Below are 14,067 nucleotides of genomic sequence, written 5' to 3' on the forward strand. Positions count from 1 at the left end.
TTTTTCAAATCAAACAAAAAGGCAACGCTCAAATGTAAAAAATTTGAACGTTGCCTTATTTTTTTGAATATTATTGTTACCTTCTACTCCACCTAATTGTTCAGCAAAGTTATCTTTAGGTTGATCTGAACCTTCCAGATGAAGGTCAGCATTCAATTGATGCAAAAAGTCTAAGAAAGTAGAATTGATACCTAATTGATCTAACTCGGTCAAGGATAGTTTATATCTGATCGAGTCTTCTTGACCTAATTCGACTTTTTGGACCCAGTTTGGTTCACGGATAGACTCTCGGCCGATCGCAGCGAAGTCGATACCGTTGTCGATAATTTTTTCAGCATCAGCAGGAGTCTCGATCGATCCGACTGAAATCAAAGGTAGACGGGCATTGACTGTTTCTTTGATCTTTTGAATGATCGGTTCGTTATCTGACTTGTTATTAAGCGACGTTCTCAATGCATAGCCCATAGATACGTGAAGATAGTCGATTTTTTCATTAGCAAGGACATCGATGAACTTTAAGGTATCTTCCAAACGAATTCCTGGTTCTTCAATTTCCTCAGGAGAAATACGATAACCAACGATGAACTTGTCATCAGCGTATTTTTCAACGCTTTCGTTGACCCGCTTAATGATCTCGAGAGCAAAACGCATTCTGTTTTCCAGACTACCGCCCCACTTATCAGTTCTTCGGTTAGAGTGTGGTGAGAAAAATTGTTGCATCAAGTAAGTATTGGCACCGTGCAATTCGATCCCGTCAAAACCAGCTTGAATGGCTCTGCGAGTAGCTTGGCCAAAGTCTTCAATGATTTGTTCGATCTCGTCATTAGAAAGCTCTCTTGGAGTTTCCGCATTAGGACGCAACGCTGCCACTGGACTAGCCGAAACAGGTTGAACCCCTCGCAAGATCTTGGAATTGGACATTCTACCAGCATGGAAAATTTGTAAAATAGCTTTTGTACCATTTTGCTTAACAGTATTGGCCAATTTTTTCAAACCAGGCATGAACTTATCATCAGCGACCGAAGGCTCACCCTCGAATCCCTTACCATCAGCAGAAACATTCATAACCGGAACAATAAACATCCCCACACCACCAGTATGGATATCAAAGTAACGAAGCTCATCGCGAGAAACGGCTCCATTCTCCAAAGCAGCAGCCTCAGTCATAGGAGGAATAACGATCCGATTTTTCACAGTCACACCATTCTTAAAAGTAAATGGCTTTAAAAAATTATATTCCTTACTCATATACATAACCTCACTTAAAAAAATTTACAAGGTCATTGTAGTTGTGAATAGAAAATAATATAAGTACGTACTTTAAAGTGCCTATAAGCACAGAGAGCGGAACTCGTTTCAGCATCATTACGAGAAAAACCAAAAACACAACAAAAAAACCAAGTCCCAGACAAAAAAGTCCAAAACTCAGCAACAATAAATCTAAAACTAAGCCCAAACTACCGACCGATCATCCACCAGCGATGACCAGAATGCTTATAAACCGGTATCCGAATCCGAGCCAAAACCAGTACCACTAAACTGATCAAACTAACTACCCAACCAACAATGGCCAAAGAAGTCAGGTGATAACTAACTCGGATCACACCACGGTGAAAATCACCCGGCAATTTAGCAGCAACCAACCCATTTTTACTAATAGCAGCTTGCTTAACAATTTTTCCATTATAACTAAATTCCACTTGATACCCACGATAATTCAACCGTGGTAACATGACGACTTGTCCAGGACGAGCCTTTTCAAAAGCTACTTCTGCCTCATGATGATTATCCGAGATAATTGAATATCCTTGTGATTTAGCTAATTTTTTCGGAGTAACTTGATAATCTTGACTAGCGTTATAACGTTCAAAGTCTCTTGGCTCATACTCACCCATGCTGACACTTAAGGTATAAATATCTTGCGCACGCGTCGACACATTTTGAAGGTTTTCCTTGATCGGAAAGGCCACTGTTATCATTGCGACAACTGCCAAAAAGACCGTAGTCAATGGCAACTTAAAGTTCCCTGCTTTACTCAACAATTCACCTAAAGCACTGGCGACAACTAACGTGATCAATGGCAAGACAACGACATCGACCCGACTCATAACTTGCAACAAAACAAATGGTTTAAAAATACTTACGGCAAATTTTACCCAGCTGTAGGAAACTAAAAATGAGCCGAATAAAATGATGACGACTAACGACTGGGCAATAATTTTATTGTGGAAAATCCGACATTTTTCTTTGAAAATGTAATAACCGACCGCAAAGATCAATAAGGCGACGATCAATGAGCCATTCATACTAATGAACTGTTCGGGATCAAAGTACTTATTGTCCATACCTGAAGCATAAACTAACACTAAGTAGTTGCCGAAGCGATCAGTAGCGGTACTAAGATATTTTTGCGTAGCGTATTGCTGTAAGAATGGCAATAAAAAGACAGCCGTGATCCCTAAAAAAGAAATAGCGCTCTTGCAAAAAGCCCAGAATATTTGGTGATTTTTGGTCATCGCTTTGATATTCATCAAAACGATCAAGATGATGGCTCCTAAAATAATTAAAAATGACAAAATATGACTGACTAATAATAACGCCAGCGAAATGAATAAAAGCCACCAGTATTTAACTTCACCATCGAACATCTTGAATAAGCTCAAGATCACCAGAGGAATAATAGCAAACGCCGTCAGTTCACCAATGGCTGCCCGAGTGTAGATTACCGTAATGAAATAATATGAACTCAAATATAGTGGTCCCGAAACTAACGTCGCCCACCAATTGTGGAACAAGCGGTCCGTGACAAAATTGATCGAAAAAATATTCAAGCCAACAAAAATGACGATATACAAAATATAAGTGTGATATAAACTCAGCCCCATCAAACGGATCAAAGCAAAAGGATAGAGCAAGAAATTACCGTAGAAAAAGCCGACTCCGTATCCTAAATGATGCAAATATTCAAAACCGATAGGATTAGGAAAATGGCCACTAGCAATATTTGAAGCCAGTGTCCTGATACGAGCCATGTGAAAGCCGGGATCATAACCGCCGACCAGACCACCTAAAAAAATAGGATAGATGATCAAGATCAGCAACAGTGCATCGACAGCCCATAAAATGTATTTTTGTTTTTTAGTCAATGGCTTCTGCCTTTCCATCATTTGAATTATTGATTATTGATATAACTATAAAATATCACTCACAAATTAATCAATTCCCCCAATTTCCGAGAATCAAGTTTGTCATTTATGAATGATTTTTTCTTAAATAAGGTCATATTTAAGTTTTGAAAGCGATTTCTTTAATAATAAATTTTGTCTAGACCGTTGATATTACAATATTTAATCTTTAATTGATTCGTTATTTTTAATAATCTACTCATTAACATGTGATATAATTTAACCTTAAAGAATTCCAAGATGAGGCAGAGGGCAGACCGTGATTTGCTTGGATTATTTATAAAAAAATCACTGGAGAATTATTAAGTTCCTAGTTACAGAATGGAGGGGGATTGCTTGATTAAATCCCTGTTTAGAAGGAAAGATGTAAAAGCGGCTTTATTGGAAAAGCCAACTTTACAACGTACCATCGGCCCAATGGGCCTCATCATTATGGGAATCGGAGTTATTGTCGGTGCTGGTATTTTCATCACACCTGGTATCATTGCTGCCAATTACGCCGGCCCAGGAGTAATTTTTACTTACATTTTGGCCGCATTAGTTTGTGCTGGTGCCGCCTTTTGTTATTCAGAGTTTTCATCTTCGATACCATTAGCTGGTAGTGCTTATACTTACGCCTATTCAACTTTTGGTGAGATCATCGCTTGGTTCGTCGGTTGGGCTTTATTATCAGAATACATGTTCACCGGTGCAACCGTAGCTGTCAGCTGGTCAGCTTATTTCCGTAGTTTATTGGAAGGATTTGGGCTCAAACTACCTGTCTTCTTGCAATCAGCTCCGGGGACACCAGGAAATCCAGGCGGTCGTTTTGACTTGATTGCCTTCGTCGTTGTCTTACTGATCACCTTTTTACTATTACAAGGTCTGAACGAATCGGTTCGTTTGAATACCATCATGGTCGTCGTCAAGTTGGTCGTTATTTTCTTATTCGTAGCGATCGCCTTGTTCTACATCAAACCTGCCAACTTCAAACCATTTTTGCCTTACGGTGTCAGTGGTATTGGTAAAGGTGCTTCGGTCGCCTTCTTCGCTTTCGTTGGTTTCGATATCATTTCGACCGCCAGTGAGGAAGTTAAAAATCCGAAAAAGACGATGCCGATCGGGATTATTTCGTCATTATTGATTTGTTCAGCGCTATACGCATTAGTAAGTTTTGCATTAGTTGGCGCCGTCAAATATACTAAGTTGAACGTTGCCGACCCCGTAGCCTTCGCGTTAAAATACCTTAACCAAAATTGGGCAGCTGGGATCATCTCACTTGGTGCCATCATGGGTATGACAACGGTTATGATCGTGGTAATTTATGGAGGAACACGTTTGATCTACTCGATCAGTCGTGACGGACTTTTACCTAAAAATCTCCACCAGATCAACAAGAAACACGTTCCAACAACTAGTACCGTATTATTCGGCCTCGTTTCCGCCTTTGCCTCAGCTGTTTTGCCGATCGACAAAATCGCTGAATTAGTTAACGTTGGAACGTTAAATGCTTTTGCTATCACATCGATCGGTGTTATCGTCTTGCGAAAGGGAAAAAATACTCGCGATCTCGATCACGCCTTTCAAGTACAGCTATTCCCAATTTTTCCCATCGTTTCATTTTTAGCTTGTGCTTATTTACTAGCTAACTTACAATTATTTACTTGGGAAATCTTCGGTGTCTGGACTGCTATCGGTTTAGTAGTTTACTTTATGTACGGACATCGAAAGAGTTTACTAGCTACAGAGGATTAGGATCACTGTCTTATAGGAGGCACATTATGCATTTATTCGAAAAAAAGGACGTCGTTTCGGCCCTTCAGTCTAATAAAAAACTGACCCGTTCGCTAAACGCTAAAGATTTGATCATCATGGGTGTTGGGGTCATCGTTGGTGCTGGGATCTTTATCACACCTGGTATTATCGCTGCCAATTATTCCGGACCGGGGGTTATTTTTACATATTTACTAGCCGCCGTAGTTTGTATTGGTGCAGCTTTTTGCTACTCAGAATTTTCATCAACGATCCCTTTGGCGGGTAGTGCATACACTTATGCCTATACTATTTACGGGGAGTTCATCGCCTGGATCATCGGTTGGTCGCTAGTGGCCGAATATTTATTCGCCACTTCATCTGTTGCCGTAAGTTGGTCGGCCTATTTTAGAAACCTACTGACCGGCTTTGGCATCCACTTACCAAAGGCCTTACAATCAGCCACCGGAACAGCCGGCAATCCAGCAGGACGCTTCGACTTGATCGCCTTCATCGTAGTTTTTCTAGTAGTAGTATTAACTCTACAAGGATTAAAACAATCAGTCAGAGTAAGCACGATCATGGTTTACGTAAAAATATTCGTAATCCTATTGTTCGTAGTAGTAGCACTATTCTTCTTCCAACCAAAAAACTTTGATCCACTACTACCATACGGTTGGACAGGAATCGGCAAGGGAGCATCAATAGCGTTTTTTGCCTTCTTAGGCTTTGACGTAGTCTCCACAGCCAGTGAAGAAGTAAAAAATCCCAAACGAAACATGCCGATTGGAATAATCGCATCACTACTAATAGTTTCAGTACTATACGGCCTAGTCTCATTTGCACTAGTAGGAGCCGTAAAATACAGCAGACTAAACGTATCCGACCCCGTAGCCTTCGCCTTAAGAGTACTACACCAAGACTGGGCAGCCGGCATCATCTCACTAGGAGCCGTAATGGGAATGACCACCGTACTGATCGTAATCGTCTACGGAGGAACCAGACTAATCTACTCGATCAGCAGAGACGGCCTACTACCAAAAAATCTAAACAACCTAAACAAAGCCGGAATCCCAACAGGATCAACCATCCTATTCGGCCTAGTAGCAGCAACAGTAGCAGCCGTATTACCACTAGACAAAATCACCGAACTAGTAAACATCGGAACTCTGTTAGCCTTCTCAGCAACATCACTAGGAGTACTCTTCCTAAAGAAAAACAAAAACACAAAAGACCTAGAACCAGCCTTCCAAGTACCACTATACCCATTCTTCCCAATCGTAGCCTTCCTAGCTTGCGTCTACCTGCTAGTGCAACTACAAGCCTTCACTTGGGAAATGTTCGCCATTTGGACAGCTATTGGATTGGTGATTTACTTTGGTTATGGTTATAGACATAGTAACTTGTACAAAAAGAGAGTGTAGGTGCACGGGTAGCTGCTGAGGATTTAGGGACTGTCAGCATCCAAGGTGCGGCAAAGCCGTGCCTGCTGACAGTTTCTAAACCGGAGGCCGCTGTCGCCTGGAGCTCGTTTCCACTATAAAAATAGAATGCGCAACACCAACAAAACAATCAAAACAAGACAAAATAAAAAGCTCATCTCTCACAAAATGTGAAGGATGATCTTTTTTGAATACAACCACAAATCCAAGGCGAGAGTGCGAGAGAATCGAGCACGCAAGCCATAGGGCGAAAGCAAAAGAAGGAAAAATAACACTTAATCTTATCCAACAAATAAAAAAAGAAAAGATTGCAACAAAAAGGTAAGCCAGGAAGCAAAATGAGCGGAGCTTCAGTCCCGCGAACCGAGAAGCAGCAAGGAGTTCAAACAGAAAAAATCTTGCCAATAAAACTAGGAAGCACCTATTCCCCAACTCAAAACAAAGGGGGATTGTCCAATCTAGACGGAGGGGCCCGGGATACACACCTCAGCCGCCAGATTCCTCTTGGCGACGAAGGAGCTTAGAGGAAGGCTCGTATTTGAAATGCCCGAGTGGTCTTCTCGGGTAGTTCAAATCGATGCCGGCAGCGTTCCAGTGTGTGTATCCCGGGCCCCGGAGTCGGCAGTGAACCACCACACCAAACTACTACCTCTATCCCAACAACCACCAAAAATCACCAACGCCAGCACAAGCAAAACGCCACTGTCCGCTAAACTCTCTTACATCTATCTAAAGCAAACAGCCGAATAAATCAAATCCTCGATCCGGCTCAAATCCAAATCAATCTCCGAAGCACTCTTCCCAACCATCATCCGATCCGTCTGCAAAAAATAAAACACAACCTGCGAAATAATCATCCGCATAACAGCAACCACATCAATCCCGTCACGAACCTCACCAGTACCATCCAAAAGCGACCGAAACAAACCAACCATCTCCGGTCCCCGTTCAGAAAGCAACCCAGCAAACTCATCACGAATCTCAGTCTTAGTCAAAAAACTAGAAATCAAGATCAAAGCCACCTCATCATTATCAAGCAAAAACTGATACCGATCACGAACAATAAAATGAATCAGCTCCCGCAAATCGGCTTTTTTATGACTAAGCTTATTCTTAAACTCATCCACGTAAACCGGCATAACATTCTGAATGATCGGCGTCACGATCCAGCGCAAGAGATCTTCCTTCGTCTTAAAATACTTAAAAATAGTCGCCTGGCTCATCCCAGACTCTTGCGCAAGTTGCTGTGTCGAAGTGCCATCAAATCCTTGCTGCGAAAACAACTTCATCGCTGCCAAAATAACTTGTCGCTTCCCTTTTGGCATCTCCATTGAATCGACCCAAGCTTTAAAATCACGATTAACTAATTCATCTGACACTAGATCAGCTCCTTTTTAAACTTTCCGATATCTTCGTAAACCTCGAATATTTAAGGCTGTCAAAACGATCAAGAACAAAATCAAAACTAAAATTGGTGACATCACCGACCATAAATTTTCACCATTCATCACGATGGCAGTCGTCGCTTCACCGGAATATTTCAACGGCAAAATATATGCGATCACTTGCACCCAATGTGCCATTGTATCTAAAGGAATGATCCCCGAGAAGAAAATTTGTGGAATAACAATGATCGGAATAAACTGCATCATTTGAAATTCAGACTTAGCAAAGGTCGACATCAAGATCCCAAATGCCAAGGCTACAAAAGCCAGTATCACATTGACAATGACGATGTTAAAAATATTTCCGACCACCTCTACACCCAATCCATAGACGGTAAACAAGACGATCAACAGCGTCTGAAATATTGCTAAAAAGCCGTAACTCAGCATATAGCCGAAAACGATCTCACTTCTTCGAACCGGCGTTGCCAATAGACGTCCCAAAGTTCCCGAAGTCCGTTCATTCAATAATGCCATACCTGATATTAAAAAAACAAAGAAGAAGACGAAAAATCCCATTAAGATCGGCAACATTTTATCAAAGAAATTAGTCTTACTATTACCGTAGACATAATCATTGTGTATCTTAGGCTTAACATGCTGAGTCGTAGACGAACTAGCCTGCATCGGCAACTGACTTTGAATTTTAGATAGAGTTCTTTTTAGCTCGGTCACATTATTGACCATGATCGACGAATTCAAAGCTGCCTTAGTAGCTGCTGTTTTGCTAGGATCCGTATTCGCATAAGTAACGTAAAAATCAGTTTTTTTCGACTGAATGATCCCATCGACCTGCTGATTCTTCAAACTATTCTCAGCCGATTTTTTACTATCAAATTTGACGGCCTTTACGCCCTTCATCTTATCGATCTGTTGAACTAGTCCGTCAGAAACGTTGACCGTTGCGACTTTCACATCGACCGAAGTATTAGCCGAAAAAACTAATTTCATCAATATCAAAATCAAGATCGGTGCCAAAAACATCAACATCAAAGTTCTCTTATCACGCAGTAATTCCAAGGTAACTCGTTTAGATATGGCTAACGTTCGTCTCATTTTGACTCTCCACCTTTAAAAAGATATTCTCGATCGTACTTTCGTGATACTTCTTTTTAAGCTGATCAGGTTGACCATATTCGCGTAATTTACCAGCAATCAACATCGCAACATCATCAACCAACTCAGCCTCATCCATAACGTGAGTAGTAACCAAAATTGTCTTTCCTTGATCACGAAGCCGATGAAGTTCTCGCCAAATACTTTGACGAAGAGCAGGATCGACCCCAACAGTGGGTTCATCCAAAATCAAAAGATCCCCATTACCAAGCAAAGAAATAGCCAAAGAAAGCCGACGCTTCATCCCACCAGAGTATCCAGAAGTCTTCTTATCCAACTCATCAACCAGCTCAACCACCGCAGAAACATGCTCGATCTGCTCCGAAACCAAAGCAGGATCCACACCTTTCATCTCAGCAAAAAACTGCAAATTCTCCCGACCAGTCAATCGCTCATACAAGGCATCAGTCTGAGCCATATAACCGATCCGACTCAGCAACTTACGATCAGGCATCGACTGCCCAAAAACAAAAGCTTCACCAGCTTGAGCACTCTCCATACCCAACAAAATATGAATAACCGTCGACTTCCCCGATCCAGAAGGACCGATCAAACCAACAATCTTACCTGGCTGGATCTCAAAGTCAAAATCATCCAAAACCACTTGATCACCGAACTTTTTAAGAACATTCTTCATCGAAACTACCGAAGCTTTCATCTTGTCCTCCTTGTAGGTGAGTAAATAGTTACTCACGTATTTAAGTGAAGTGTACAATGGCCATTTTAAGTTGTCAACAAGAAAAAATTCCCCAAAAAAAGAGGAAGTTGGTAGATCAAAAATAAAACGTCAGTACAAAGGCGAGAGTGCGAGAGAATCGAGCACGCAAGCCAGAAGCGAAAGCAGAAGAAGAAAAAATAATATTAAATCTTATCCAACAAACAAAGAAAGAAAAGATTGCAACCAAAAGGTAAGCCAGGAAACAAAATGAGCGGAGCTTCAGTCCCGCGAACCGAGAAACAGCACGGAGCTCAAACAAAATAAATCTTGCGCATAAAACTAGGAAGCACCTATTCCCCAACTCAAAACAAGGGGGGGGATTGTCCTATCTAGACGGAGGGGCCCGGGATACACACCTCAGCCGGCAGCGTTCCAGTGTGTGTATCCCGGGCCCCGGAGTCGGCATTGAACGTAGCATCCAAACTACTACCACAACACCCCAACCACCAAAAATCACCAACGCCAGCACAAGCAAAACGCCTCTGTCCGCTCTACTCTCTTACATTTTTGCAAAAAAAATACGCCGATCATCCGACCGACGAATCAAACACCTAAATAGAATCCCGTGAAGACAAAATAGTATCATTGCCAGCCTTAACCCACTCATCAGTAGAAACCCGATAGTAAGTATCACCATTAGCATCCTTACCAGACTTATCAGTATACCAATCAGTAGAACCAGCTAAACCACGGTTCGATTTTTTACCCAAAACACTGATCAATGGGTAAACCTGTGAACTAGAACCCTTCAACGTAATCACATTATAACCATTCAATCCCGTGATCTCAGTCAAAGCTGAAGTAGGCTTAGTCGTTGTTCCACCATCAGCATCTGTCTTAGTGTTGTTAGTATAAGTCAAAGTCTTAGTAGCAACGGTATTCTCACCATTCTTAACAGTAATAGTAAAGGTGAATGAACGACCATTACCCTTCTTATATGCATCTTGCATGTCAGCCTTGACGTTATTACCAGAAACATAAATCTTCAACTTTTGGCCAGCACTGTTAGCTAAAGCAGTTGTTGCAGCATCGTCCATGCTGCTGTTAATATTAACGATTTGACTAGAAAATTGTACCGGTGAACTTGCCAAGTGACTTTCAGTTAATCCTGCAATACCTTGGAATTTTGATGTGATAGGCATTGGGTTATTTTCATCATAAGTTTGGTCAGTCAAGCTGTTGATAGTTGAAACTACAGCAGCGTTAGCGTTTTTACCTGCATTAGGGTCTGTAAAAGTTCCATCGAACAAACCAGCTTGTGCAGTATTAGCTGTGGTAGCAAAAGTGGCAACTGGGGCTACGGCCAACAAAGCAACGGCTGTGATCCCAGCAAATTTGATTTTTTTCATGTGATTCCCTCCAAAAATATCCTGTAACACTTCTCTTCAGAATATGCGATATTTCATCATTTTACAACAGAATAATTGTATATAATTATACATATATAAATGATACACCTATCGTTGTTTCACTATATGAAATTTTTCGGATAGTTTTGGCTGTTTTCATAAAAAATATTATCTTACAAAGTGAAGGAAGAATATGACTACCTCATCATCAACACTCAGAAATGGTTTAAAAATTTTAAAATCGCTCGATCAGCATAGTGGCCAGTCACTGACGACCATTGCGGCCAATTTAGGACTCAATAAATCGACCACTTTTCGGCTGTTACAAACTTTGGTAGACGAAAAACAAGTTAAGAAGATCGACCACTTGTACTCGTTGGACCACACGAACAGTTTTTTAAAAAAGCCGGTCAACATTGACCCTGTTTCGATCCCGGTTTCCCGTGACATTTTGGAGCAATTCAACACTACAGCTTACATCGGGATCTTGTCAGATACTAACGTGGTCATCACCCAAGTATTCCCAGTTAAAAATGACTTCAGCGAGTTCAGCGTGCTCGGAAACATAACTCCGGTCCATCTCAGTGCACTCGGAAAAGCTATAGTCGCCTTTTTGCCTAAAGATACGCAGGAAATAATTTTGGAAAATCTCCATTACGACATTGGGACCAAATACACCTTGAGTGACCACATGATTTTTCAAAGAAATTTAAACGTGATCGAAGAAAAAGGCTATGCCTTAGACGATGAAGAAAGTAGCTTAGGAATTCGCTGCCTAGCAGTACCGATCTACCGAAATCATCAAGTCATCGCCTCGTTTGGATTATCAGGAACATTCGAAAGTCTACCTCGAACCGGGTTGGTTAAAATCTCTAAAATGTTGATGAAAAGTAGCCAGGAGATTACTAATGAATATTTCTAGAGCAGAGAGCGCAGCGAGGTTGGTCAGCTGCTGAGGATTTTAACACAGAGAGTGGAGGCACACGGGTAGCTGCTGAGGATTAACGCGGGTGGTCGAACAAGGTGCGGCGAAGCCGTGCCTCGACCACCTGTGTTAACCGGAGGCCGCTGTGTGCCGGAACTCGTTTCAGCATCCTTGAGGATAAAACTAAAAGACACTATCCAACTTACTGCAAGTTTATCCAACAAGAATGGGTAGCTCTATTTTATACATACTAAAAAGCACCTCAACACATGTGTTAAACGAAGTCAAACACCACTCAGATCAGGTTTCCACTATAAATCAGAAAACGTTCGTTAACCTCTCGCCTTCAAAATCGTCAACAAAAAGGAGAAAACCAAATGAAAACAGTAGTAATAACAGGTGCAGCCTCAGGAATGGGGCTTTCCGCAACAGAACTTTTCTTAAAAAACAATTGGAATGTAGCAATGGCTGACTACAATCTCGAACTAGGCCAAGCAAAGGCTGAAAAATTAGCTCAACGATACTCTGATGAGCAAGTAAAATTTTTTCAAACAGACGTTTCCGATGAAAAATCAGTCGAAAATCTATACCAACAAACTAAAGCAAGTTTTGATCACGCGGATGTGATCATCAACAACGCCGGAATTTTCACCGGTGGTGCCATTCACGAAGTAAAAACTAGCGATTGGGATCGGATCATGGATATCGACGTCAAATCGATCTACTTAATGTCAAAAAATTTCGTTCCTGATATGATCAAGCAAAAATCAGGTGTTATTTTGAATACCGCTTCTGTTTCTGGACTAATGGGCGACTACAACATGGCTGCCTACAACGCAGCTAAAGGCGCCGTTGTAAATCTAGTCAGATCAATGGCCTTGGATTACGGAAAATACAACATCCGTGCCAACAACATCAATCCTGGACCAACCAACACACCAATGTTCCAACAAAACCCTCAAGAAGTAATCGATCAGTTCACTCAAGCCAGTCCCATGCGCAAACTAGTCGAACCAGAAGACATCGCCCAAACCATGTACTTCCTTGCTTCTGATGGAGCTAAATCTATTACTGGACAAAATATTCCTGTCACAGCTGGATTTGGAGTATGGAGTAGTCAACCTGTTCAGTAAATACAGAGAGCGCAGAGAGTGGAGGCACACGGGTAGCTGCTGAGGATTAACGCGGGTGGTCGAACAAGGTGCGGCGAAGCCGCGCCTCGACCACCTGTGTTAACCGGAGGCCGCTGTGTGCCGGAACTCGTTTCAGCATCCTTGAGGATAAAAATAAAAAACACTATCCAACTTGCTGCAAATTTAATAAAAAAAATGGGTAGCTCTATTTTATTCTTCCAAAATAGCATCTCAACCACCCGAGTTAACCGGTGTTACCTATCTCCCGAGGTACGTTTCCACTATAAATCAGGCAAATTTTAGTATCGAAAATACCAATATTAGGTAACATAAATAAAACCAAAAAAAGACTCAGCAATAAGTCCTGCATCAAGCAAGCCACCTTATCACCGAGTCTTTTTCCATCTCCGCAAACTTAACGATTTTCGAGTATAATAAACTAATCTCGTTAAGGAGTTAAAAATGAAAAAACTCAACACATTATTTCTTTACGAACTCGCCGTTTTAGGAGTTCTATATTTCATCTTAGTAGGTTTTCAGATCATGCCAAAAAATATCAACGGTTGGTTGATTTTGATTGGTTTAATCCTTTTATATATCGCCGATTGGGCTTACTTTCGATTTGTAAAATCTCGCATATAGTTTGCCGCTTCTTCTAGTGTCTTGAAATTCTGCTTTTTGCGGATCTCTTCTAGTTTAGCTTGGGCTTTAGGAGTTAATTTTGAGATATCAAATTCTGGTTTAGACATTTGGTCGCCTTCTTTTTCGGGGATTTTATTAGATACCATATTTTTGGAATCAATTATAACAGTATTTGTTTTTTTAATTGTAGTAATCTGATGTTTAATACACCATAAAAAAACTCAGGTCATATTCTGCGCTGGTCCCTGTCAAGTTGACATTTGAAATAATATAAAAATTGAATACTTCTTAAATGGCCATTCTCCTGTATTCCGCAGGGGTATGGCCATTTATTGTTTCTGATCTATCTACATGATTAAAATAGTAGATTCCTTCTTTGAC

11 protein-coding genes are annotated in these 14,067 nt (G+C 41.1%); 4 read left to right on the plus strand and 7 right to left on the minus strand.

Annotation, left to right across the window (positions count from 1 at the left end; translation table 11 throughout):
* Positions 1-9: 9 nt before the first annotated feature.
* Together EKM69_RS06640 and EKM69_RS06645 are read right to left on the minus strand one after the other, a co-directional pair.
* Positions 10-1,248 (minus strand): NADH-dependent flavin oxidoreductase, encoded by a 1,239-nt coding sequence (locus EKM69_RS06640; RefSeq protein ID WP_125709402.1) that lies wholly within the window; start codon positions 1,246-1,248, stop codon positions 10-12.
* Positions 1,249-1,457: 209 nt separating this feature from the next.
* Positions 1,458-3,146, minus strand: coding sequence for a hypothetical protein (locus tag EKM69_RS06645; protein WP_164505875.1), 1,689 nt, complete (start codon positions 3,144-3,146; stop codon positions 1,458-1,460).
* Between the two features lie 360 nt (positions 3,147-3,506).
* On the opposite strand from EKM69_RS06645, the gene EKM69_RS06650 reads away from it, so the two are divergent.
* Complete coding sequence (locus EKM69_RS06650) at positions 3,507-4,919, plus strand: APC family permease (protein WP_164505876.1); 1,413 nt, start codon at positions 3,507-3,509, stop codon at positions 4,917-4,919.
* 26 nt (positions 4,920-4,945) lie between these two features.
* Positions 4,946-6,340: an amino acid permease gene (locus EKM69_RS06655; RefSeq protein WP_125709406.1), complete on the plus strand. Its 1,395-nt coding sequence runs from the start codon at positions 4,946-4,948 to the stop codon at positions 6,338-6,340.
* A gap of 743 nt (positions 6,341-7,083) precedes the next feature.
* On the opposite strand, the gene EKM69_RS06660 is transcribed toward EKM69_RS06655, so the two are convergent.
* The 4 genes from EKM69_RS06660 to EKM69_RS06675 form a co-directional block, all read right to left on the minus strand.
* Positions 7,084-7,737 carry a TetR/AcrR family transcriptional regulator gene (locus EKM69_RS06660; RefSeq protein ID WP_125709407.1) on the minus strand — a complete coding sequence of 218 codons (654 nt, stop codon included), beginning with the start codon at positions 7,735-7,737 and terminating at the stop codon, positions 7,084-7,086.
* 15 nt (positions 7,738-7,752) lie between these two features.
* Positions 7,753-8,859: an ABC transporter permease gene (locus tag EKM69_RS06665; RefSeq protein ID WP_125709410.1), complete on the minus strand. Its 1,107-nt coding sequence runs from the start codon at positions 8,857-8,859 to the stop codon at positions 7,753-7,755.
* Entirely contained in the window at positions 8,834-9,577 is a 744-nt protein-coding gene (locus EKM69_RS06670; RefSeq protein ID WP_125709412.1) for an ABC transporter ATP-binding protein, read from the minus strand. The genes EKM69_RS06665 and EKM69_RS06670 overlap by 26 nt, the downstream gene beginning before the upstream one ends.
* Before the next feature lie 611 nt (positions 9,578-10,188).
* Positions 10,189-10,986: a hypothetical protein gene (locus EKM69_RS06675; protein ID WP_125709414.1), complete on the minus strand. Its 798-nt coding sequence runs from the start codon at positions 10,984-10,986 to the stop codon at positions 10,189-10,191.
* A 193-nt stretch (positions 10,987-11,179) separates the two neighbouring features.
* Between EKM69_RS06675 and EKM69_RS06680 the strand changes: the two genes are divergently transcribed.
* Positions 11,180-11,908: an IclR family transcriptional regulator gene (locus EKM69_RS06680; RefSeq protein WP_125709416.1), complete on the plus strand. Its 729-nt coding sequence runs from the start codon at positions 11,180-11,182 to the stop codon at positions 11,906-11,908.
* 380 nt (positions 11,909-12,288) lie between these two features.
* On the plus strand, positions 12,289-13,044 hold the full coding sequence (locus EKM69_RS06685; protein WP_125709418.1) for an SDR family NAD(P)-dependent oxidoreductase: 756 nt from the start codon (positions 12,289-12,291) through the stop codon (positions 13,042-13,044).
* A gap of 611 nt (positions 13,045-13,655) precedes the next feature.
* Here the strand turns inward: EKM69_RS06685 and EKM69_RS12295 are convergent.
* The gene (locus EKM69_RS12295) at positions 13,656-13,832 is read right to left on the minus strand and encodes a hypothetical protein (protein WP_164505877.1); all 177 of its coding nucleotides are present in this window, start codon (positions 13,830-13,832) and stop codon (positions 13,656-13,658) included.
* Positions 13,833-14,067 lie beyond the last annotated feature (235 nt).

It is taken from the genome of Companilactobacillus zhongbaensis (assembly GCF_003946515.1).
Lineage (GTDB): Bacteria > Bacillota > Bacilli > Lactobacillales > Lactobacillaceae > Companilactobacillus > Companilactobacillus zhongbaensis.

Coding starts and splice junctions, on each gene's coding strand:
- EKM69_RS06640 (WP_125709402.1), bottom strand. CDS start 1,248: ATGAGTAAGGAATATAATTTTTTAAAGCCATTTACTTTTAAGAATGGT.
- EKM69_RS06650 (WP_164505876.1), top strand. CDS start 3,507: ATGGAGGGGGATTGCTTGATTAAATCCCTGTTTAGAAGGAAAGATGTA.
- EKM69_RS06655 (WP_125709406.1), top strand. CDS start 4,946: ATGCATTTATTCGAAAAAAAGGACGTCGTTTCGGCCCTTCAGTCTAAT.
- EKM69_RS06665 (WP_125709410.1), bottom strand. CDS start 8,859: ATGAGACGAACGTTAGCCATATCTAAACGAGTTACCTTGGAATTACTG.
- EKM69_RS06670 (WP_125709412.1), bottom strand. CDS start 9,577: ATGAAAGCTTCGGTAGTTTCGATGAAGAATGTTCTTAAAAAGTTCGGT.
- EKM69_RS06675 (WP_125709414.1), bottom strand. CDS start 10,986: ATGAAAAAAATCAAATTTGCTGGGATCACAGCCGTTGCTTTGTTGGCC.
- EKM69_RS06680 (WP_125709416.1), top strand. CDS start 11,180: ATGACTACCTCATCATCAACACTCAGAAATGGTTTAAAAATTTTAAAA.
- EKM69_RS06685 (WP_125709418.1), top strand. CDS start 12,289: ATGAAAACAGTAGTAATAACAGGTGCAGCCTCAGGAATGGGGCTTTCC.
- EKM69_RS12295 (WP_164505877.1), bottom strand. CDS start 13,832: ATGGTATCTAATAAAATCCCCGAAAAAGAAGGCGACCAAATGTCTAAA.